This is a genomic window from Psychrobacter sp. TB67 (assembly GCF_000511065.1).
Taxonomy (GTDB): Bacteria; Pseudomonadota; Gammaproteobacteria; order Pseudomonadales; family Moraxellaceae; genus Psychrobacter; species Psychrobacter okhotskensis.
Genome location: NZ_AYYA01000052.1, coordinates 20,820 through 41,474 on the forward strand (window position 1 = coordinate 20,820; position 20,655 = coordinate 41,474).

A 20,655-nucleotide genomic window follows, 5' to 3' on the forward strand; every position below is an offset into this window, starting at 1 on the left:
ATGAGCCGCTATGTATTAACGAACATCACAACCATTATTAATTTATATCTACACAAGTCATTATCTAATCGAACGATCTCTATCTAAAAAATAATTCCAATACCTAATGTTATTACGATAAGGATATTTTTATGATGCCGTCATCTCGTTTTCATATGCCTCAGTCTTATCTTTATAAACGCTCAACCGCTACAAGTATGGCATCAATACTGATGGCCACACTTATTGTCACTGGCTGCCAATCGTCTGCTGAGTCCAGCGCGACCATCTCTAATCCGCAAACCAGCAGCGCATCATCACAAGTGCTCTCTGATATGAGCCAGCAGACACTCAGACAGCAAGCGCTACGTATCCAGCGTGCACTCGCTAACAATGACTTTGCTCGTATCACGGATGATATCCATCCCACACGTGGCGTCAGGTTCTCCATGTACGCTTATGTACGCCCTGAAACGGATAAAACCTTTAGCCGTGAGCAATATGCACAATATCTGCAACAGTCAAAAATTCGCTTTACTTGGGGCGAACTTGACGGTACTGGCGACCCATTAGTGATTCCGCTGCCAGAATACTTAGATACTTGGGTTGATGCCAAAAAGTACAATGATAGCACTGTCAGCATCAATGAGTTTCGTCGTAATGGTAATACCATCAATAACTTAAAAAAAATCTATCAAAAATCCGATGTTGTTGAGTTTTATTATAAAGGTAGCGAAGAGTATGATGGTATGGACTGGCGTGTATTGCGTTTAGTGTTTGATAATTATCAAGGCAAACGTTATTTGGTGGCTATTGTTAATGATCAGTGGACGGTCTAATTAGATAATAAGCACATGATTTAATTATTAAAGATTAAAAAATGGCAGTGTATTCTGTATGATGCACTGCCCCTTTTGTGTTTACACTGTTATATATTCATTTTTTAATATGTAATATATTTAACATCAACTACATCGGTGTTTGCTTAAAAAACTTGACCATAATCTCATAGATATCTGGATATGCGTCGACCAACTTTTCTGGCGTCTCAAAAAACACTTCGCTGAGCACCGCAAAGAACTCAGCGGGATTGGTCGCGCCATATCGATCCAGTCCTGACTTACGATGCGTTTGAAAATCCTCAAAATCTCGCGCCATAACCTCCGTCCAGCGCGCAGGATCCATGCCGGGTTGCAATGGTGGAAAGCCATTAGCACGGCCATTGAGCATATCGAGCTTATGGACAAACTCATGAATGACGACATTGTGACCATCGCGTTCGCCTGAATGCTTGGCATCCTTCCATGACAGAATGACCGGTCCACGCAGCCACGCTTCGCCGCTACGATGTTGGCTGCCTTCATGGACGATACCGAACTCATCTACAGTGGTACTGTCACTTTTGTAAGAACCGGGATAAATGATAATGGACGACCAGCCAGCGTACCATTCTAGACTTAGATTCAATATCGGCAAACAGGCTTGTAAGGCAATGGACTGCCTGACTGCATCTGTGATTTCAAAGCCTTGTGCGCCCGTAATGGATTTATCATCCAAAAACAACGTCGCCAACTCAAACAAACGAGTCATCTCGTCCTCGTTTAAGCGCTCAAGTATCACAATACGCTTGGCAGCCTGCATCCAGTCCGCCTTAGTAAAGTCACTGTTATCGAGTACGCGCTGATTGTGCCAGTCTTTTATTATGCTAAACATGCGTTGTTTTCCTTAAAATTGATTATCAAGCGTTGTTGTTATAATGATAACTGCAAATATTCATAGTTAGACTTATCTTTTGTAGCGCTCATGGATGATATCTCTGTATATCAAGCCTCTAATGACAGCATATTCATAATCAATTTAATCAACGTCTCTTTTTGATTGGGATCAGACTCAGCGACCAGTAAGGTTAAAGCAGCAAGTCCCGTGTTATTAATGACCATTTCGCCACTTTCATTGAGCAGCCGCTTATTACGATGTAAAAAATCCACGAATAAGAAAGCACCACTGCGTTTATTGCCATCGGTAAAGGGATGGTTCTTGACCATAAAATACAATAAATGCGCCGCTTTACTCTCGATAGTCGGATAGGCAGGCTCGCCAAACACGGTTTGCTGCAAATTGCCCAGTACACTGTCTAACCCGTCACCGCGAGGCTTGGCAAATAGCTCAGTTGCCTCACCGCGTGATATTAATTGCGCTTTTAAATTGTTTAGTGCGCTCATCGCTTCAGTTAGGCTAGGCAATACACCGCCCTCCTGCCCTGCTGGATCGTCAAGCAAGCCTTCATCATAGCGTTGTAGCCATAAAAACGTCTGCGTATAACGGCTGATAATCTCAATTAAGCCGCGCCCTTCATCAGTATTCAGCTCAGGGCTTTGGGCTGTTTTTTTGATTAAGTTTAACGCTTGCTGGAGCTCGGCAGAGTTTTTATCGAAGCGTTGCTGATTGAGCGTATAGCCTTGCACTAAGTATTCACGTAAGCGCTGGGTCGCCCATATACGAAACTGCGTGCCTTTTTTAGAATTAACCCGATAACCCACAGAAATAATGGCATCTAGATTGTAAAAGCGAATGTTGCGTCGCACTTGTCGGTTTCCCTCTTTACGAACTACCGAGGATTGCTCGGTAGTTGCTTCGGGGTCGAGTTCGCCTTCTTTATAGATGTTTTTTAGGTGCAAACCAATCGTATCAGAGTCTTTTTCAAACAATGTCGCCAGTTGCGCTTGTGAGAGCCACAAGGTGTCGCGCTCTAGACGAATCTCAATTTGAGTTTGCCCATCATCTGCCAAATAAATCTCGAACTTCTTTTCATCCATGTTGCTCCATCCTCTTAAATGGGTTTATAAGGGTTTGTTCAGATGAGCACTTCATATAAGTACCATCGCTAGCGAACCCTTAAGAAAGCAAGATATCGCTGTTTTTTGCAGCAGTTAAGTTATTGTTGTGTTGTATTTTAACGGTGACAACTTTAAAAAAGTCACAGGCTTGTTGTGCATAGGCTCGTAGACGCGCTATAGTCAAGACAAGGCACAGGCTACATATTGGACGTCTTGCACCTGCCGATCTGCCTGTCATAACCCGTGTATGCGTCATAAATAATAACTTTACCAAGGATGCGTGAGGTATTTATGAACCAACAATCACTTCAATCTCAAAGCCAAAATGATGGCCAAAGTCAAAGCCAAGATCAAATGGCGACTTCTCCTAACCCAACCATAAGTAAGAGCCACGCAAAAGACAAGCAAAAAAAGCGACAGTGCTTCGATGAACTGCAAAATGCCAAGGGTGAGTATCGTCCTGCGGCTAAGGCTGTCGGCGATTGGCTAGACAACATCAGTATGGATGCGCTCAACCACCTGAACGAGCAAGCAGAAAATATATTTTATCGTAAGGGCGTGACTTTCACTGTCTATAGCGATGCCAAAAACATTGAGCGGATGATTCCTTTTGATATCATTCCACGCATTATCTCCGCCAGCGAATGGCAGCAAGTAGAAGCTGGCTGCAAGCAACGGATTACTGCGCTCAATGCCTTTTTGCATGATATCTATCACGATCAAGCCATTATGAAAGCAGACATTGTTCCTGCCAGCTACGTCTATGCCAGTGGTTGCTATGAGCCATGGATGATGGGCATTGAACTTGATAAGCCTATCTACTCGCACATCAGTGGTATCGATCTCATTCGAGACGAGACCGGTCGATTCTGTGTATTAGAGGACAATCTTCGTACGCCATCTGGTGTCTCCTACATGCTGGAGAGCCGCAGTATTTCAGAGACTCTATTAGCTGATTTGTTCGCTCATACGCCCGTATTAGGGGTTAGCGACTATCCGCAGCGTCTCAAATGCTGTCTTGCCAGCTCAACCACCAAGTATGATCCACAGATTGTTATCCTAACCCCCGGTCGCTTCAACAGTGCTTATTATGAGCATGCTTTTTTGGCGCATGAGATGAATGTACCACTGGTACACGGCTATGACTTGGTGGTTGAGGACAGCAAAGTCTACATGCAAGGTATCCGTGGTAAGGTACAAGTCGATATCATTTATCGCCGAATTGATGACCCTTACATTGATCCCTTGGCATTTCAGTCCAACTCAATACTAGGCGTGTCGGGTCTGATGAGTGCTTACCGCGCTGGTAATGTGGTCGTCGTCAATGCGCCCGGCACTGGTGTGGCAGATGACAAAAGCTTGTACCCCTTTGTGCCCGATATGATTGAGTTCTATTTGGGTGAAAAGCCCATCTTGCCCAATATCGAGACCTATCAGTGCCGCAAGCCTGACGAGCTAAGCTATGTACTAGACAATCTAGACAAGCTGGTGGTCAAAGAAACCCAAGGCTCCGGCGGCTATGGCATGCTCATAGGGCCAACCTCTACCAAACAAGAGATCAGCGACTATCGCAAGCGTCTGCTCGACAACCCCAACGGTTTTATTGCGCAGCCTACAATTTCATTATCTACCAATCCCACCGCTGTTAGTGATGGTATCGCCCCGCGCCATATTGACCTGCGCCCCTTTGTACTCAGTCATGGCGACGGTTCGGTCGATATCGTACCGGGCGGTCTTACTCGTGTGGCGATGGTCGAAGGCTCGTTAGTGGTCAACTCATCACAAGGTGGTGGCATCAAAGATACTTGGGTCGTCGATGACAGCAGTTTAGAGAAGAGATCTTCAGACAAGCGTAACGCGCCAGCTTCGAGCAAATCCGCCTTGGCTAATGGGCAGGCGGATAAGTCTAACAATCTAGCACTGAGTGCTGCTGGTCACGCCAGCTACCACAATCGCATACAGCCTATCGAAGCGGGTTTTGAGGACCTCGATGATGCGCCAATGATATTGCTGCTGTCGACCAGTAGTCATTTGATCTGGCTCGGTAGGTATAGCGAGCGACTCTACTACTACGACAGCCTAATGAAACAGTTGATCAAAGGTGACCTAAAAAAATCACAAATACAGCACTTAATCAGCCATTTAGGCTTTGCGGCAGAGGCGAATGAGCCGCTAAAAGTAATGAAGGCACAAATACTTTACGACTTAGAGCAAAAAAGAATCCCTAGCGTGGTCCAATCCATTGAGACCAATGTGCAAGAGGCCAAAGGCGTGATTGGCAAAGATACTGCAGAGCTGTACAACCTCATTAAACGCTTATCAAGTGCCGGTACTTATCGAGCAGCGACGCTACAGCTATATGCCTGTAATGCAGCAATGGAACAAGAGCACCCTACCGTGACGTGTTTTTGGCAATTAGGTCGGTATTTTGAGCAATTAGAGCGTGCGGTCCTACTCAATGAGGACACCACCGAGATTAGTCTTGAATTTAAGTATTGGATTAATCAGCTGCCAGAAAACACGCGCTGGCGTGAACTGACTCGCTTGACCAATCAGATGATCAAATCAAAGCAATTTAGCGACTTTAAGCTCATTAGCCGAGAATTCAACATCATATTACAGCAAGGTGTATAGCGTTTAGCTTAGTAAAATAGACAAAAAGCACCTTAAAGAGGAAGACATTATGAAACTTCAAATAAGTCATCAAACCAATTATTACTACGGCGAGCTGGCACAGCGCAGCGTTCAGTATATTCGTATGACGCCGATGCAATTACCGCATCAAACGATTCATAGGTGGGATGTGATGCTGCCTAAAGTTGCCGTCAATCAAAAAGACGGCTTTGGCAATGACTGGCTAACGCTTAGTCGTAATGAGGCACACAATAACTTGCAAATGCAGGCGTCCGGCATTGTCGAGATCAATACCGATACCGAGCGATTAGAGGACATGGACAACGTCCCCTATTTGCTATTTACGGTACAAAGCCCATTGACTAAGTGTTCAGAGGCGATGCGCGCCTTTGCTGCACCTTATCTAAAAGACCCGACCCATGACAGCCTTAAAGCTATGGCGACTGAGCTATTGACCAAAATGCCTTATATCAAAGATGCCACCCACGTGGGAACGACAGCAGCCGAAGCCTTTGATATCGGCGCTGGTGTGTGCCAAGACCATACCCATGTATTTTTAGGCTGCTTGAGGGATCAGCATATCCCAGCGCGTTATGTGTCAGGTTATCTATACGATGACACAGAGAATCATATGGCCAGCCATGCTTGGGCAGAGGTTTGGCTAGAGGGCTACTGGTATACCTTTGACATCTCAAATCTGCTGTTCCAGCCAAGCTCGCATGTGTATGTCGCTATTGGTCGCGATTACTTAGATGCCGCACCAGTACGCGGGGTAAGGATGGGCGGCGGCTATGAGAATCTTTACAGTCAAGTTTTGGTCTCAAGATTGTCATAGTAATAGATGCAGTCTATCTATCAAGATCAATATCGATTCTGCTTATTGAGATAAGGATTTTTTATGACTTACTGCGCCGCTATTCGTCTAAAAGACGCGATGGTTTTTGCGAGTGACACCCGTACCAACGCTGGCATTGACCATATCTCGACGTTTAGAAAACTCTACCAATACGGCGTTGAAGGCGAACGTTTTATGGTGCTACAGACCGCTGGCAGCCTTGCTACCTCACAAGCGGTCTTTAATAAGTTAAAAACCGATATCAACCTGCGTTCTGAGAGCAGCTTACATACCGTCGCGACACTGTTTGACGCGGCGCAAATGGTGGGTGAATGCATGCGTAGTATCATGACTCATGCTCAAAGCGTCGCTAACGATAGTAATAGTAGCACCTTTACCAGCTCGTTTATATTGGGCGGGCAAATCAAAGGCCAGCCTCCTGAGCTATATATGATCTACCCAGAAGGCAACTGCATTAGAGCCACGCAAGATACGCCGTTTTTTCAGCTGAGTGAGAGTAAATACGGCAAGCCCATTCTCGACCGCTCGGTTAAATACGAGACAGACGTCAAGCATGCGACCCAAGCCCTGATGTTGTCATTTGACTCAACCATTCACTCCAATCTGTCTGTAGGTATGCCCATAGATTTGTTGATTTATCAAAATGACAGTTTGAAGATGCCCAAGGGTCACCGTATCGAGCAAGACGACGAATACTTCAACGACATCAGTCGTCAGTGGTCGGTTGCACTACGTAATACCTTAAGTGAATTACCTGAATGCCCAGCAGATTATTGGGAATAGAAAAATGATTGGCGCAGATGAAGGCTTGATAGTAGTAATGAATCAGAATAGATAGACTAAGATCAATATTACTTTTCACTGACTATATCAATAAAAAAAGAGAGGGCTTGGTCAACAAGCATTCTCTTTTTTTTGGAAATTAAGCCGTTAATAAATGCCTCACATACAGTACCCAAAGCTACATTTATGGTTTATGTACACTAAGGCTTGTTAGCGCTCACCCTACCACTAGCCGCATCATCTGTGTACTGATATAACCACCAAAGGTGCCCACCGCATAGCCTAAAATACCCAAGAATACGCCAACGGGCGCCAGTGAGGGGTGAAATGCCGTGGCGACAATCGGTGCAGAAGACGCGCCGCCGGTATTGGCGTTAGAACCCACTGCTAAAAAGAAAAATGGTGCACGAATGATTCTAGCGACAATAAAGATAATCACCACGTGAATACTCATCCACAATAGACCAATGAGTAGCAAGCGCCACTGCGAGACAATACCGGCGAGATTGATTTGCATACCGATAGCAGCAATCAATACAAAGATAAATACCGTACCAATTTTGGAGGCACCAACATGATCAAGGCGACGAATTTTGGTAAAGGAAAATACTACCCCTATTAAGGTGATAATCACCACCATCCAAAAGAATGAGCTGGCAAAGCTGTATTGTACTGCCCAGCTATAGGGTGCAAAGAAGCCTGCTATCTGCCCGCCGATAAAGTGCGCCACTCCAACCATCGCAAAACACAAACCAAACATCACCATCAAATCATTTAAAGTCGCCGGACGGGCATGATCACGCTCGTAGCTCTCTACAGCGGCGATGACCTTATCAATACTACTGGTATCAGCCCGTAAAAACTTATCTATCTTAGCGCTGTGCTTGGCCATGACCAAAATAGCCAACAACCATAACGACGCATTGGTAGTATCGACCAAGATCATCATGCCAAACAAATCATCACTGACGCCAAACAATTCCTTCATCGCCGCTTGGTTTGCTGCACCGCCTATCCAACTACCCGCCACCGCCGAAAAGCCGCGCCATAGAGTATCGTCGGTAAACATCTCAGGTGACACCCATTTAGCAATGCCTAAGCTAATCGGGCCACTGATGACAATGGCGATACTGGCGGCAAAAAACATGGCAATGGCCTTCCAGCCAAGCCCCAATATCTTTGGCACATCCATTGATAGGGTCATCAATAGCAAACTTGCTGGCAACAAATAAGTGGCGGTAAAGCCATAAATCTGTGAGCCAATGCCGTCAGCAAAGATGCCAAGGCTGTTTAGGGTTGCTGGGATAAAGCAGCACAGTACAATACCCGGCAATACCGCATAAAAACGTCGCCAAAATTTACCCGGTAATCCTTGAGTATAGAACACCAATCCGATAACCGCCATAATGACGCCAAAGGCTACTGGTAAACTGTCTACCTTTAATTGAGCAATGGTTAAATGAGAAATGTCGAGCATCAAATGGCTCCGCAGCACACGATAAGTAAAGGCTTGTCAGTATAGACAAGGCAAAAAAGACCTGCAAGCAACGATTGACTACAGAGATAGCTTTTGTTTGTTTAAACCGCTCACCAATACTCATTGGCTACAGATAGAACCACCACGCACAAAAAAGCCAGATAACAAGTATCTGGCTTTTTTACGCTATTTTATCCGATCAAGTCAGTGGCTATTTTATTAATAACCTTTATTAATCATTAAATATAACGGTATTACGAGTTGTTGCTACGGTTGCCACCGCTTGAACGACCTTGACCACGGCTATCAGCACGACCAGCTGGGCGACCTTGGCTGCCACTTGGACGACCACGACCCGTTGCAGCACGCTCACCGCGTGGAACGCCAGTGCTATCACCACGGCTAGGAGCACCAGTGCGCTTGCCTTGATACGGCTTGCCACCTGAACGCTCATTTGGCTTGCCAGATGAATCACGTGGCTTACCTTGATAACCGCTGTCATTGCTAGCGCGTTGACCAGTTGCTGCGCTGTCGCTTGAACGACCACGAGCATTAGCAGGATTGCCTTGATAGCCACCGCCCGCGCGACCACGGCCTTGACCGTTACCGCCGCCACTTGAGCGTCCGCGACCACGGCCACGACCATTACCTTTGTTTTCGCTAGGTACATAAGTCTTCTTAGGCTCCATACCTTCGATGATCGATACTTCCATTTTGCGATCTAAATAACGGTTGATCGCGTTTAGCTGTGGACGATCATCCATGCTACATAGGCTGATGGCAATACCCGTACGACCGGCACGGCCACAACGACCGATACGATGCACGTAGTCTTCTGTTTGACGTGGTAAGTCGTAGTTAATGACGTGCGATAGTGCTGGCACGTCAAGACCACGAGCGGCAACATCCGTTGCTACTAGAATTTTGACTTTGCCGTTACGCAAGTCTTGAACGATACGATTACGCTTGCTCTGTGGCAAATCACCATGTAAGAAGCTGGCTTTATGGCCTTGCTCTTGTAAAGATTTGGCTAATTTTTCAGTACTACGTTTGGTCGCAGCAAAGATGATGACTTGTTCCATCTCTTTATCGCAAACAATTTTGTCAAGCAAACGGTTTTTATGATCAAAATCATCACAGTAGTATACTTTTTCTTCGATATGCGCTGATTCAACTTTGATTGATACACGCTCAGGGTTTTTAGTGAAGCTGGCAGCGATTTTACCTACTGGGCCATCCCAAGTCGCTGAACACATAATCGTCTGACGATCAGTCGGTGCTGCGCGTAGAATGTCGCTGATATCATCAGCAAAACCCATGTCAAGCATACGGTCAGCTTCGTCAAGTACCAAGACTTCTAGGCTTGATAAGTCAACGCGACCGGCATTGATATGGTCGAGTAAACGACCAGGGGTTGCAACGATAACTTGAACGCCTTTTTTCAAAGCAGTAATCTGACCATTGTAAGGAGCGCCACCTACTAATGGTACGCAGAATAGACCACGCATATCTTTAGAATAAGTACGTACGCTATCATGTACTTGCTGAGCAAGTTCACGCGTTGGCGTTAGGATAAGGGCTTTGGTTAATTTATCAAAGCTAGTCGCACGGCTTAAACGGTCAAGTACAGGGATAACGAAAGCGGCTGTTTTACCACTACCAGTTTGCGCTGACAATAATAAGTCACGACCTGCTAGGGCAAAAGGAATGGCTTGTGCTTGAATAGGGGTTGGTTTGGTATAACCACTGCGATCAAGTGCGGTCAAAATCGGCTTGGCAATACCCAGATCAGTAAAAGTGACTTGATTTTCGTCAGAAGCGTCAGCGTCAGTAGAAGCTGCTTCATTAGTAGTCGTGTTTTGAGTGGTGTCTTCGATAATGCCATTTTCAGCGGCGATTGCAGATAAGATGTCAGTCATGAGAATCCTTGGTAAGTATAAGTTGCTGTAAATTCAGCAAGCTTGATGCATACCACTGATAACCGTTCACCACGCAGCTTTTATTAAATCACTATCAAACCATATAAAATAGCTGATAATCAGAAGCCAAGCCAATAAAGCTTCACTTCTTTAATAAATGCGTTCGTGCTGTCTGACGTATTTTGGTGGTAGTGCCGAGTGTCTCATCCTTGTTTGCTAAAAACGCATTATCGATGCTTTGTCCAAAGCAGATAAAGGCAAGTAACAACCAATCTATCCCATACATGGGTTAGTAGATAAGATATGAGTCAAAAATAACTGATATTTATAAAATGTTATTTAAGTACACAAAATCATCGGCAACAATTACTTATGGTCATCCTAGACCCAAAATCGCAGGCGATGTTATCAATCTCATAATTCACGCTAGTCAATGCTAACGTGGCGACGCAGTATAGCACAGTAAAAACATTATCTGTATCTATTTTTATATTTACTATCAAAATAAGCGCTATCTTCTTAATAATGCAGTGTTTAATAAAGCATTAATATACATAAGCTGCTAGCGTGACATTTTGACTTCTGTTACGTAAGTTGGCATTTGCCATGCCCCGCCCGCTTCCACCATGCGACATAGCCCAGTGGTGCTTTCATGGCTTTTTTCAAAAGCTTTACCGGTCCATACCCAGTCAGTTTTAGATAAGCAGTCGCCAATTCCGCGACCTTTCTGTACGGAAGTAATTTTACCTTTGTCGTAGTCAGTCGCACTAGTGGTCACCAAGGTCGGCTTATAAGGCTTCGTGTCATTGAGTACCCAGATGCCCATGCCAGCGTTATAAGCCCCTGTCCAGCACTCGTGTTGCGCCAACAACTGCGTACTGTTTAGACGGCTGACGCGCCATGAGTTTTTGTCAGACAGGCTTGGGCAGTCGCTATCCGCGTCTCGCATGGTGCTTTTCATCATCGCTGACAACTGCGAGGATCTCATGACAAACTTTTTATTGCTGCTGGGCGCAGCATTAGGGTTTGGTGCGACAAAACGCAGTGACGGTGCAGCCTTAGGCGGTAAGACCGTACTGTTTGGCTTCTTAGCATCATTACTACGGACAAAAGCACTCGATGTGCCTACGCGACCTTGGGCTTCATCGGCCTTGAGCATAACCGAACTGGCGCCTTTATCAGACAATTGCCAGCGTGAGTTGCGTAGTACCAGCTCAATCTTGCTCGATTTAGTCAAAGCCTCCAATAGGGCGCTCACCTGCGCTGAGGTCAGCTCAGCATTGCCCGCTGCAGCGGAGAAAGGTTTGGTTTCACCCAGATCCTTGCCGTCGATAAACAAGGAGATACGATGGCGATTGCCTAGTTGCATCAGAGCTTTGGCAGAACTTTCTTTAGCCCCGCCAAACTTGACCTGACCATCTACGCTGGCATTGGCCCCTGCACGGCGTATCAACAAGACAGAGACGGGTAATTCACTATTGTTTTCTGCTTGGTATCCTGCCAGCCGGCAAGTACGGGTATTATCACAAGCGACCTGCCAGTCTTGACTGGTAAATTCAACGGCCGCCGCATGGCTCATAGCGCTCAACGACGTGATAGTAAGTGCGGCAAGTATGGGTAACAAAATTTTATTTTTAGACATCAATGTGGTTATCTTTATTGTTTTTTTAACTTTAGTTTTAGAGTGAGTCATATTTTTTACGTTACAATTTTTATGAGTATGGGTATAGCGGTAGGCATCATGGTCAGTCGACACTAATGGCGCGCTTAGAACGTTATTATTCTTCATAGTCGTTACTCATTAATAGAAGAATTGTAAACACCTGCCCTTCAAGACGGTGGCCTGTTATCTTAACGTATCAATGTTTCTATCTGTTGTACTAATGTACCATTGTGTAAACAGAGAAGTATAGTATTAATTCAACTATCGATATATAAAGATAGCACTATCAATATGTTAAAAAATAACAAGGCTGATAAGCAACTTGCCTATCAGCCTTGTATTACAGCGTCATTGTTTTTATTTTTCTAATATCATTCTTTTTTTTCTAACAACGAACCATGAGGGACAATCACTTAATTGATTGGTTTTAGCGCTAGATCGACTGCTCGTTTTACTGCAGGACGTTTAGCAATGGTCTGTGCCCAACGCTGCACGTTTTTATAATTATCAACTTGTAAGAACTCAGCGGCTTCATACAGCTTGCCAAGTACCAGCTGTCCATACCATGCCCAGATGATCATGTCGGCAATATTATAGTCTGCTTCGTCATTGCCACACATGTAGACGTTGTCTTTTAGATGTTTATCGAGTACGTCAAGTTGGCGCTTGGTTTCCATGGCATAGCGATTGATGGGGTATTCCATTGGTTCTGGCGCATAAGCATAGAAATGACCAAAGCCGCCACCTAAGAAAGGTGCACTACCCATCTGCCACATCAACCAAGACAGGCAGTCTGCTCTGGCCTTACCAGAAGATACAGGAACGAACTGACCGAACTTTTCTGCTAAGTATAATAAAATGGCACCGGACTCAAAAAGCGCAATAGGCTCGCCATCATTGTTTTTGGCAGCATGGTCAACCAATGCAGGTATCTTTGAGTTTGGATTTATCGCCACGAAGCCTGAGCCAAATTGATCGCCTTCCGAGATGTCAATTTTATAGGCGTCATATTCAGCGCCTTTAACATTCAGCTCAGCCAGCTCTTCTAATAGGATGTTTACCTTGACACCGTTTGGGGTATTCAGTGAGTACAGCTGTAACGGTGCATCGCCTACTGGTAGGGCTTTATCATGGCGCGCGCCAGCTGTTGGACGGTTGATACTAGAGAATTTGCCACCATTCTCCTTGTCTTGGGTCCAGATTTTAGGCGGTGTATAAGTGCTTTTATCTGTATTATGGTTGGCAGTTGCTTGATTATTATCATTACTCATAAAACATCCTATTTATTATTGTGTGCAAAAAATTGTATGCAAAAATACGGTTCTACGAAACATAGTCAATGAAAGATACTAGTGATATAAAGCTGGCAGGTAAAATAGCTACCAATATTTGACTGAACGAGCCTGATAACGTATTTGGTTCATGTATCTGATTGATGTAAAACCGACTATATACGTGTTCTACTATAACGGCTCTATGCCGACTTATTAAAGTCCTGTCGTGTAATTAATGTAGTGATTTTTAGGATAAAAAATCCTTTGGTTACTTTGCTCATCTTTAACTGCGCTAGCGTTGTTTCTATACTACGCGCAATTTAATGGTTTTTAGAGATGAGCGGCTCATAAACGTAATTCTTGAATACCCATAATCTTAAGATAAAGTGATGTCAGTATGGTAACGCTAACCCCTACCCAGAATAAGTACCTGCCCTATGTGCTAGCGGTGGCGCTGTTTATGCAGATTTTAGACGCCACTATCTTGAATACCTCACTACCGCAAATGGCACAAGCGCTGGGTGAGTCGCCACTTAAGATGCAGTGGGCCGTTATTAGCTACGCTTTAACCTTGGCTATCTTTATTCCTATCAGTGGATTTCTGGCCGATAAATATGGTACACGGCGGGTGTTTTTATACGCTATCGTTATATTCTGCGTGGGCTCTATACTGTGTGCTGCATCGCCTACCCTAGATTTTTTGATTGGTTCGCGCATTATTCAGGGTATCGGTGGCGCGATGATGACGCCGGTTGCCCGTTTGATACTGGTCAAGTCGTATCCCCGCAATAAGCTATTGACCGTCATGAATTTTGCAGTGATTCCCGCATTGGTGGCGCCGTTAGTAGGACCCGTACTCGGTGGTTATATCGTGCAATATGCCAGCTGGCAGTGGATATTTTTGATCAATGTACCCATGGGTGTTTTTGGTTTTATCATGGGCAAAAAACTGGTACCGGCTTTATTTGAAGATACCAAGCATTTAGATTGGACGGGTTTTTTATTGTTTGCGGCAGCAGCTTGCGGCTATACCCTCGCTGTTGAATTCGGCTCACAAACAGGTCGCGGGACTTATGGCTTGGTGTTGGCGTTCTTGTCAACGGCGTTGATAGGCGCCTATGTCTGGCATGCCAAACGCCGTCATGCGCCGCTCTTTCCATTGAGCCTATTTGATATTCGCACCTTTAAGATTGGGATTACGGGTAACTTATTTACGCGCTTGGGTATCAGTGCCGTACCGTTCCTATTGCCACTATTACTACAAGTGGTGTTTGAATACTCACCGTCGCGTGCAGGTTGGCTACTGGCGCCTATCGCGGTTGGGGCGATTGGCATCAAGCCTTGGGTCAGTCGAATTATCCAGCGTTATAGCTACCGCACAGTACTGGTCTACAATACATTTTTTATGGGCACACTCATCATTATGTTGGCGCAGTTTAATAATGCCTCACAGTGGCTTTGGTTCATCCCTATTTTGACCGTGATGGGTGCTTGCAACTCTATGCAGTTTAGCGCGATGAACACCATTACCATCGGTGATTTAGAAGGTGTGCAAACCAGTAGCGGTAACAGTTTGATGGCCGTTAATCAGCAGCTAGCGATTAGCTTTGGTATTGCCTTTGGCGCTGCGCTACTCAACCTACTACGTGAGCGGTTTGAGCTTGATACCTTGGCTGCCTTTCAGACGACGTATTGGATACTGGGTATTTTAACCATTCTCTCAGGATTGTATTTTTTACGTCTCAAACCTGAAGATGGTCGCGGTCTGTATTAGGTCGTGCCCTAAATTCAAAAACTGAAGACACTTGATGTCATAAGACACACTCATAAGTGCTAAACAAAAAAAAGCCAGTAGAGGTTTGAACGATATCAAACCTCTACTGGCTTTTTGATTGATGAGTGACTGTTGATGAGTGACTAAGGTGCTTTGTCATCATCCATTTGCGATTGGATATAATTCTCTACACCAACGTCTTTTATCAAGTCTTCTTGAGTCTCTAGCCAGTCTTGATACTCTTCATTGCCATCTTTCAGTTTTACCACTAGCTGACGAGATACATAATCACGGTGAGTCTCGCACAGGGCAATGGTATCGGTCAGGATATCGAACTTCTGCTTTTCTAAGCGTAGATTACAGTCAATCATTTCAGGCACATCTTCAGCGATAAACATTTTGCCATAATCTTGCAAATTCGGTAGGCCGCCTAGCAACAAAATCCGTGCAATCAGATCATCAGACCACTTCATTTCCGCTATAGACTGTTTGTAGAAGCTCTCATTCAGCGCTTCAAGCCCCCAATGACGTGCGATACGCGCATGCAAAAAATACTGGTTAATAGCGATCAATGACTGGCCAAGCACTTTATTGAGTGCACGAGTAACGTCTTTATCCCCTTTCATAATCTCTCTCCCTTTATCATTACCTAATAAGTTAAATGTCGTCTATAGCTATCAATAGCCATTAAGCCAGATGAGGGGATACCTCAGCCATTTGACTTTGTAGGTAATTTGGCAGACCAATCATATCGATAAGACGCAGCTGCTGCTCAAGCCAATGCGCATGATCTTCTTCCGTGTCTTTGAGCTGCTCGACCAACATCTCGCGCGTGACGTAATCATGCTCTTCTTCGCACAGCGCAATACCGTCTTTTAAATGCTGCTGTACTTGATACTCTAAATCAAGGTCAAGCTGTAGCATTTCAGGAACGGTGCTGCCGATATTGATACCGTCAACCTGCATTTTTGGCGTACCGCTTAACATTAGAATACGACGAATGATAGCCTGTGCATGCAAGGTCTCATCTTGCATTTCGTGGTTGATACGGTCGTATAATTTACCGTAATGCCATTCAGCATACATCTCAGAGTGAATAAAGTACTGGTCACGAGCCGCAAGCTCACCACCTAACAGAAAGTTTAAATAATCAATGACTTTTGGGCTACCTATCATCACATGCACTCCTATATTCGTCTGGCAGATTACATTCATAATAATGCATATATTAACAGTATTATCAGTAAACTGCTCAGTAAAGTTAAAAACAACAAAAATTCTTCCAAAGCAAGACATATATAGTAGCATATAGGCGCTATATGGCTTGTAACGTTATGAACTAAGAATAAGATGCTAATTGAGAATCATAATTAGCCAGCTTTTTTTTGCAGCGGCTAAAGAGGTATGTGAGTAATACAGAGAGAGTTCGGCGCGATATATACGAATGGCAATGACCCTACCCTTTATAACTGTTCGCTAACTTTTTTAGCTGAGTTAGAAAAGGTAAGCCTGATAACATAAGCCTGGGTATTTGCAATGAAAGGCAGGTACTTGTGATGCACAAGCCTAAAAGGCACTTCTCTAATAGCCGTTAGACGGCGTAAGCTAAGACATCCAGCTTGGCATGGTGTTCATCAAGGTAATCATTGACCATCGGCTCACAGCAACCACAGCACGTCGCAACATCAAGGGTATCTTTTAGACCGTCAAGGGTATCGATACCGGCAGCAATGGCGGCTTTGATTTGCTTTTCTTTTACGTCGTTACAGATACATACGTACATGTGCTGGCTCCTACGATGGTTACTATATGTCTTGCTGATGCACTTAAATGATTAAAGAAAAGCTTTTTGAACGGATAAGTTACTTAACATTCAATACTTTATCTTGTTAGTCGTTATAATAACGATAATTATTACCATTTGCAATAGCATTGGCCTATCTGTTTATCATTAATGCACCACTAGAGAGTTTGGTTATGAATTCATGTAACTGAATATAGATAAACGTGTAACCGATTATACTTAACGGTACTAAAATGACGACGAAGTGTAATTTTGCTCATTTTTTAATCGATTTAATAAGCAACTGCTGTTATATTGAACCCCTATTAACCAAGCTCTATTGGAATTATCCTATGTCTGATAATAATTTTACGATACAACCTATCGAATTGTTTAAGGTTTTATCTGATCCGACGCGCTTAAAAATCTTCCAAATCTTATTCAAAAAAGAAGCACGCTGTGTGGGCGAATTGGTAGAAATATTGGATCAACCACAGCCAACCATCTCGCGCCATTTGAACCATTTAAAAAAACTGGGCATCTTAAGCTGTGCTCGCGATGGTACCTGGATGTGGTATGAAGTAGCCGATGATCTGCCTGACTGGTGTCAAGATATCTTGGATATCACCTATGAGCAAACCTCACTCAAAGACTTGAACCTAAATATGTCAAAACTTGCTTAGAGGCTACTCATTCAGTTAATAGTTGCTGAGTTTACTATTAACTGGACTATTACTTAGTCATTGCCCTGCCCTCTACGTTGAAGCCCATACATAATTTAAGCCATAAAAAAAGACCTACATCAGTAGGTCTTTTTTATATGCAAACGATAGTAATTGCACACCATGCTTGTTCTAAAAACAGCTATAGTCTTTTGAAAATAGCCCTGTGAAAATAAGACTTAAAACAGGTGGATTATAATCCTTCTATACTAAGTCTAAGAAATCACTGACAAAGGCGTTAGCTGGATGATGTATCAACTCTTCTGAAGTACCTACTTGCTCAACATGGCCATGATTCATCACCACAATCTCATCAGACACAGCGCGGGCTTCTTCTTGATCATGGGTGACCATGATACTGGTGATACCCAGCTCATGATGAATGTCTTTTAGCCAAGTACGCAACTCCTTACGTACCTTGGCATCAAGCGCACCAAATGGCTCATCCAATAGCAACAGCTTTGGTTTTACTGCTAAGGCACGTGCCAGCGCAATACGCTGACGCTGACCGCCAGATAATTGATGCGGATAAGCATTAGCGATTTGTGGCAGCTGTACTAATTCTAGAAGCTCTGCCACTCGCTTATTGATATCCGCTTTGCTTGGTCGCTCATTCTTGGGCAATAACGTTAAGCCAAAGGCGATATTATCGGCGATGTTTTTGTGGCGAAATAGCGCATAGTGCTGAAACATAAAGCCGATATGGCGTTTTTGCACAGGCGTATGGGTAACGTCCAACTCATCAAACAATATCTGCCCCGAGTCCGAATACTCAAGCCCAGCGATGATGCGTAACAAGGTTGTTTTACCGCAGCCAGAAGGCCCTAATAATGTTGTCAATTTACCAGTAGGTACGGTGATATTGATATTGTCTAAGGCAGTAAAATTGCCAAACTTTTTATTAACGTTCCTAATCTCGATGCTCATAATAGTGTCTCTTATTATATCTTTTGTCTTATCGTAGCAGATGATTTCGATTATTGTTTTACTAGTCGCTGTTTTATCAATCACTACTTTAGCCGCTTATACGCTGTCATCTGCGCGCTTTGCTACGGTGGCATTGGCACTCACTGGTAGCTCAGGCGCGCTCGCTAGCCGTTCAGATTTGGCAAACTTGCGCTCTTGTACCTTGGTCATGACTTGTTGTATCAATAGCGTCACTAACGCCAGTGCGGCAAGTAAGCTTGATAAAGCAAAAGCGGCGGTAAAGTTATAATCATTGTAAGCAATCTCAACCAAGAGCGGCATGGTATTGGTCTCACCGCGTATATGACCTGAGACCACGCTCACGGCACCGAATTCACCCATTGCCCGAGCGTTGGTCAAAATCAAACCATAGAGCAATGCCCATTTGATATTGGGCAAGGTCACATGCCAAAAAGTCTGCCAACCGGTGGCCCCCAAAGTAAGCGCGGCCTGCTCCTCACTATCACCTTGAGTCTGCATCAGCGGTATCAGCTCACGTGCGACAAAGGGAAAGGTCACAAATAACGTGGCTAACACAATACCCGGAACGGCATAAATCACTTGAAAGCCCATGCTCTCAAGCCAGCCACCAACGGTAGAGTTAAGACCGAATAACAAGACAAACATCAAACCGGCGACCACTGGTGACACCGAAAATGGCAAATCAAGCAAGGTCGTGACCAGCTGCTTACCTTTGAATTGATAACGCGTCACGAGCCATGCAATTGCGATACCCATCACCATGTTAATTGGCAACACAATAGCGGCGGTAATTAATGTGAGCTTAATCGCTTGCAGCGCTTCTGGATCGACCAGCGAGGCAATATACAACTGCCAGCCACCTTTAAAGGCTTCATAGAACACCGCAAATAATGGTACTACTAGCATGATAACCATGAATAAGACAGCGATGCCAATAAAGGTGCGCCGTATCCATGGGGTATCTTTGGTTGCTGGGTTGCTTTGATAGTCGTAGCTATTGGATATCTGCATCTTAGCGAGCTCCTACACGGCGCGACAGTTTCCACTGTACAATGTTGATGGTCAATAAAATCACAAATGAAATCATCAGCATAAATAACGCCACGGCAGAAGCACCTTGGATATCGAACTGCTCAAGCTTACTAATAATAATGAGTGGTAAAATTTCAGACTGCATCGGAATATTACCCGCGATAAAAATCACCGAACCATACTCGCCAGTCGCACGGGCAAACATCATGCCCGCGCCCATTAATAATGCTGGTAACAGCTCTGGCAAAATCACCTTACGAAACGTGGTTAAACGATTTGCGCCCAGTACCGCGGCCGCCTCCTCAAACTCAACCGATAGCTCAGCCAATACGGGCTGCACGGCACGAACAATAAATGGAAAGCTGACCACCACTAAAGCGAGCCAAATACCGATAGGCGTAAAAGCCACCTGAATGTCGAACTTATCAAACCATTTACCAATCAGGCCATTCGGCGCATAAAGAGTGGCCAGAGAAATCCCAGTGACAGCGGTTGGTAGTGCAAAAGGCAAATCAACCAAGGCATTGATTAAGGACTTACCCCAAAATTCATAACGCACCAGTACCCAGGCGACCAGCGTCCCAAACACCATATTGGTGAGCATGGCTAAAAACGACATCCACAAGCTTAATTTAATAGCAGCAGTTACTTGCGGCTGGGTAATGGTTTCCCAAAAGCCCGTCCAGCCCATTTGGGTTGTAGTATAGGCCATCATAGCAAACGGTAGTACCACTAATAACGACAAGCTAAAGACGGTAATGCCCATGCTCAGACCAAACCCTGGCAGCACATTGCGCTGACGCAAACGGTTCAGCCAGCCTTTTTTTGGCAAAGGTTTGCTGCTCGAAGATGGTGTTGCACTCATAGTGATGTCCTATTGCCTATCTGATGGTACTTATCGTAAAGACCACGTTTTATCAAATGTATTATTAGTCCGCTTACGGTATAAAGGACATAGCGCGGGTGCCATGTCC

Annotated in this window: 18 protein-coding genes; 6 read left to right on the forward strand and 12 right to left on the reverse strand. The window is 44.5% G+C overall.

What is annotated here, in order from left to right; translation table 11 throughout:
• The first annotated feature begins 131 nt into the window (after nt 1-131).
• Nucleotides 132-818 (forward strand): hypothetical protein, encoded by a 687-nt coding sequence (locus W293_RS0108460; RefSeq protein ID WP_025652021.1) that lies wholly within the window; start codon nt 132-134, stop codon nt 816-818.
• A 130-nt stretch (nt 819-948) separates the two neighbouring features.
• On the opposite strand, the gene W293_RS0108465 is transcribed toward W293_RS0108460, so the two are convergent.
• A complete protein-coding gene (locus W293_RS0108465; RefSeq protein ID WP_025652022.1) occupies nt 949-1,692 on the reverse strand; it encodes a zinc-dependent peptidase in 744 nt (247 codons plus the stop codon).
• Between the two features lie 110 nt (nt 1,693-1,802).
• Nucleotides 1,803-2,795, reverse strand: coding sequence for a RhuM family protein (gene rhuM, locus W293_RS0108470; RefSeq protein ID WP_025652023.1), 993 nt, complete (start codon nt 2,793-2,795; stop codon nt 1,803-1,805).
• A gap of 312 nt (nt 2,796-3,107) precedes the next feature.
• Between rhuM and W293_RS17615 the strand changes: the two genes are divergently transcribed.
• The 3 genes from W293_RS17615 to W293_RS0108485 all read left to right on the forward strand — a co-directional run bounded on the left by W293_RS17615 (nt 3,108) and on the right by W293_RS0108485 (nt 7,089).
• The gene (locus W293_RS17615) at nt 3,108-5,450 is read left to right on the forward strand and encodes a circularly permuted type 2 ATP-grasp protein (protein ID WP_025652024.1); all 2,343 of its coding nucleotides are present in this window, start codon (nt 3,108-3,110) and stop codon (nt 5,448-5,450) included.
• A gap of 49 nt (nt 5,451-5,499) precedes the next feature.
• Nucleotides 5,500-6,285 carry a transglutaminase family protein gene (locus tag W293_RS0108480; RefSeq protein ID WP_025652025.1) on the forward strand — a complete coding sequence of 262 codons (786 nt, stop codon included), beginning with the start codon at nt 5,500-5,502 and terminating at the stop codon, nt 6,283-6,285.
• A 63-nt stretch (nt 6,286-6,348) separates the two neighbouring features.
• The gene (locus W293_RS0108485) at nt 6,349-7,089 is read left to right on the forward strand and encodes a peptidase (RefSeq protein ID WP_025652026.1); all 741 of its coding nucleotides are present in this window, start codon (nt 6,349-6,351) and stop codon (nt 7,087-7,089) included.
• Between the two features lie 217 nt (nt 7,090-7,306).
• Here W293_RS0108485 and W293_RS0108490 read toward each other — a convergent pair whose 3' ends face one another.
• From W293_RS0108490 to yghU, 4 genes are all read right to left on the reverse strand, one after another.
• Complete coding sequence (locus tag W293_RS0108490) at nt 7,307-8,566, reverse strand: DUF819 domain-containing protein (RefSeq protein WP_025652027.1); 1,260 nt, start codon at nt 8,564-8,566, stop codon at nt 7,307-7,309.
• A 254-nt stretch (nt 8,567-8,820) separates the two neighbouring features.
• On the reverse strand, nt 8,821-10,485 hold the full coding sequence (locus W293_RS0108495; protein WP_025652028.1) for a DEAD/DEAH box helicase: 1,665 nt from the start codon (nt 10,483-10,485) through the stop codon (nt 8,821-8,823).
• 562 nt (nt 10,486-11,047) lie between these two features.
• Complete coding sequence (locus tag W293_RS0108500; protein WP_227502354.1) at nt 11,048-12,127, reverse strand: DUF1176 domain-containing protein; 1,080 nt, start codon at nt 12,125-12,127, stop codon at nt 11,048-11,050.
• A gap of 434 nt (nt 12,128-12,561) precedes the next feature.
• Nucleotides 12,562-13,419 carry a glutathione-dependent disulfide-bond oxidoreductase gene (yghU, locus tag W293_RS0108505; RefSeq protein WP_025652030.1) on the reverse strand — a complete coding sequence of 286 codons (858 nt, stop codon included), beginning with the start codon at nt 13,417-13,419 and terminating at the stop codon, nt 12,562-12,564.
• 400 nt (nt 13,420-13,819) lie between these two features.
• Between yghU and W293_RS0108510 the strand changes: the two genes are divergently transcribed.
• Nucleotides 13,820-15,196 (forward strand): DHA2 family efflux MFS transporter permease subunit, encoded by a 1,377-nt coding sequence (locus W293_RS0108510; protein ID WP_025652031.1) that lies wholly within the window; start codon nt 13,820-13,822, stop codon nt 15,194-15,196.
• Between the two features lie 143 nt (nt 15,197-15,339).
• Here the strand turns inward: W293_RS0108510 and bfr (W293_RS0108515) are convergent, their stop codons facing one another.
• The 3 genes from bfr (W293_RS0108515) to W293_RS0108525 form a co-directional block, all read right to left on the reverse strand.
• A complete protein-coding gene (gene bfr / locus W293_RS0108515; RefSeq protein ID WP_025652032.1) occupies nt 15,340-15,822 on the reverse strand; it encodes a bacterioferritin in 483 nt (160 codons plus the stop codon).
• A gap of 61 nt (nt 15,823-15,883) precedes the next feature.
• A complete protein-coding gene (gene bfr / locus W293_RS0108520; protein ID WP_025652033.1) occupies nt 15,884-16,372 on the reverse strand; it encodes a bacterioferritin in 489 nt (162 codons plus the stop codon).
• Between the two features lie 415 nt (nt 16,373-16,787).
• Nucleotides 16,788-16,979 carry a bacterioferritin-associated ferredoxin gene (locus W293_RS0108525; RefSeq protein ID WP_025652034.1) on the reverse strand — a complete coding sequence of 64 codons (192 nt, stop codon included), beginning with the start codon at nt 16,977-16,979 and terminating at the stop codon, nt 16,788-16,790.
• Nucleotides 16,980-17,332: 353 nt separating this feature from the next.
• Here W293_RS0108525 and W293_RS0108530 point away from each other — a divergent pair, with 353 nt between their 5' ends.
• Nucleotides 17,333-17,662: an ArsR/SmtB family transcription factor gene (locus W293_RS0108530; protein ID WP_025652035.1), complete on the forward strand. Its 330-nt coding sequence runs from the start codon at nt 17,333-17,335 to the stop codon at nt 17,660-17,662.
• Between the two features lie 243 nt (nt 17,663-17,905).
• Here W293_RS0108530 and W293_RS0108535 read toward each other — a convergent pair whose 3' ends face one another.
• The 3 genes from W293_RS0108535 to cysT form a co-directional block, all read right to left on the reverse strand.
• Nucleotides 17,906-18,628, reverse strand: a complete 723-nt coding sequence (locus tag W293_RS0108535) for a sulfate/molybdate ABC transporter ATP-binding protein (protein WP_025652036.1) — start codon at nt 18,626-18,628, stop codon at nt 17,906-17,908.
• Between the two features lie 96 nt (nt 18,629-18,724).
• Nucleotides 18,725-19,660 carry a sulfate ABC transporter permease subunit CysW gene (gene cysW / locus W293_RS0108540; protein ID WP_025652037.1) on the reverse strand — a complete coding sequence of 312 codons (936 nt, stop codon included), beginning with the start codon at nt 19,658-19,660 and terminating at the stop codon, nt 18,725-18,727.
• Between the two features lies 1 nt (nt 19,661).
• Complete coding sequence (cysT, locus tag W293_RS0108545; RefSeq protein WP_025652038.1) at nt 19,662-20,546, reverse strand: sulfate ABC transporter permease subunit CysT; 885 nt, start codon at nt 20,544-20,546, stop codon at nt 19,662-19,664.
• Between the last annotated feature and the right edge of the window lie 109 nt (nt 20,547-20,655).

Bases quoted from the DNA above. Each gene is read 5' to 3' on its own strand.
- W293_RS0108460 (WP_025652021.1), top strand. From the start codon at position 132: ATGATGCCGTCATCTCGTTTTCATATGCCTCAGTCTTATCTTTATAAA.
- W293_RS0108465 (WP_025652022.1), bottom strand. From the start codon at position 1,692: ATGTTTAGCATAATAAAAGACTGGCACAATCAGCGCGTACTCGATAAC.
- rhuM (WP_025652023.1), bottom strand. From the start codon at position 2,795: ATGGATGAAAAGAAGTTCGAGATTTATTTGGCAGATGATGGGCAAACT.
- W293_RS17615 (WP_025652024.1), top strand. From the start codon at position 3,108: ATGAACCAACAATCACTTCAATCTCAAAGCCAAAATGATGGCCAAAGT.
- W293_RS0108480 (WP_025652025.1), top strand. From the start codon at position 5,500: ATGAAACTTCAAATAAGTCATCAAACCAATTATTACTACGGCGAGCTG.
- W293_RS0108485 (WP_025652026.1), top strand. From the start codon at position 6,349: ATGACTTACTGCGCCGCTATTCGTCTAAAAGACGCGATGGTTTTTGCG.
- W293_RS0108490 (WP_025652027.1), bottom strand. From the start codon at position 8,566: ATGCTCGACATTTCTCATTTAACCATTGCTCAATTAAAGGTAGACAGT.
- W293_RS0108495 (WP_025652028.1), bottom strand. From the start codon at position 10,485: ATGACTGACATCTTATCTGCAATCGCCGCTGAAAATGGCATTATCGAA.
- W293_RS0108500 (WP_227502354.1), bottom strand. From the start codon at position 12,127: ATGTCTAAAAATAAAATTTTGTTACCCATACTTGCCGCACTTACTATC.
- yghU (WP_025652030.1), bottom strand. From the start codon at position 13,419: ATGAGTAATGATAATAATCAAGCAACTGCCAACCATAATACAGATAAA.
- W293_RS0108510 (WP_025652031.1), top strand. From the start codon at position 13,820: ATGGTAACGCTAACCCCTACCCAGAATAAGTACCTGCCCTATGTGCTA.
- bfr (WP_025652032.1), bottom strand. From the start codon at position 15,822: ATGAAAGGGGATAAAGACGTTACTCGTGCACTCAATAAAGTGCTTGGC.
- bfr (WP_025652033.1), bottom strand. From the start codon at position 16,372: ATGATAGGTAGCCCAAAAGTCATTGATTATTTAAACTTTCTGTTAGGT.
- W293_RS0108525 (WP_025652034.1), bottom strand. From the start codon at position 16,979: ATGTACGTATGTATCTGTAACGACGTAAAAGAAAAGCAAATCAAAGCC.
- W293_RS0108530 (WP_025652035.1), top strand. From the start codon at position 17,333: ATGTCTGATAATAATTTTACGATACAACCTATCGAATTGTTTAAGGTT.
- W293_RS0108535 (WP_025652036.1), bottom strand. From the start codon at position 18,628: ATGAGCATCGAGATTAGGAACGTTAATAAAAAGTTTGGCAATTTTACT.
- cysW (WP_025652037.1), bottom strand. From the start codon at position 19,660: ATGCAGATATCCAATAGCTACGACTATCAAAGCAACCCAGCAACCAAA.
- cysT (WP_025652038.1), bottom strand. From the start codon at position 20,546: ATGAGTGCAACACCATCTTCGAGCAGCAAACCTTTGCCAAAAAAAGGC.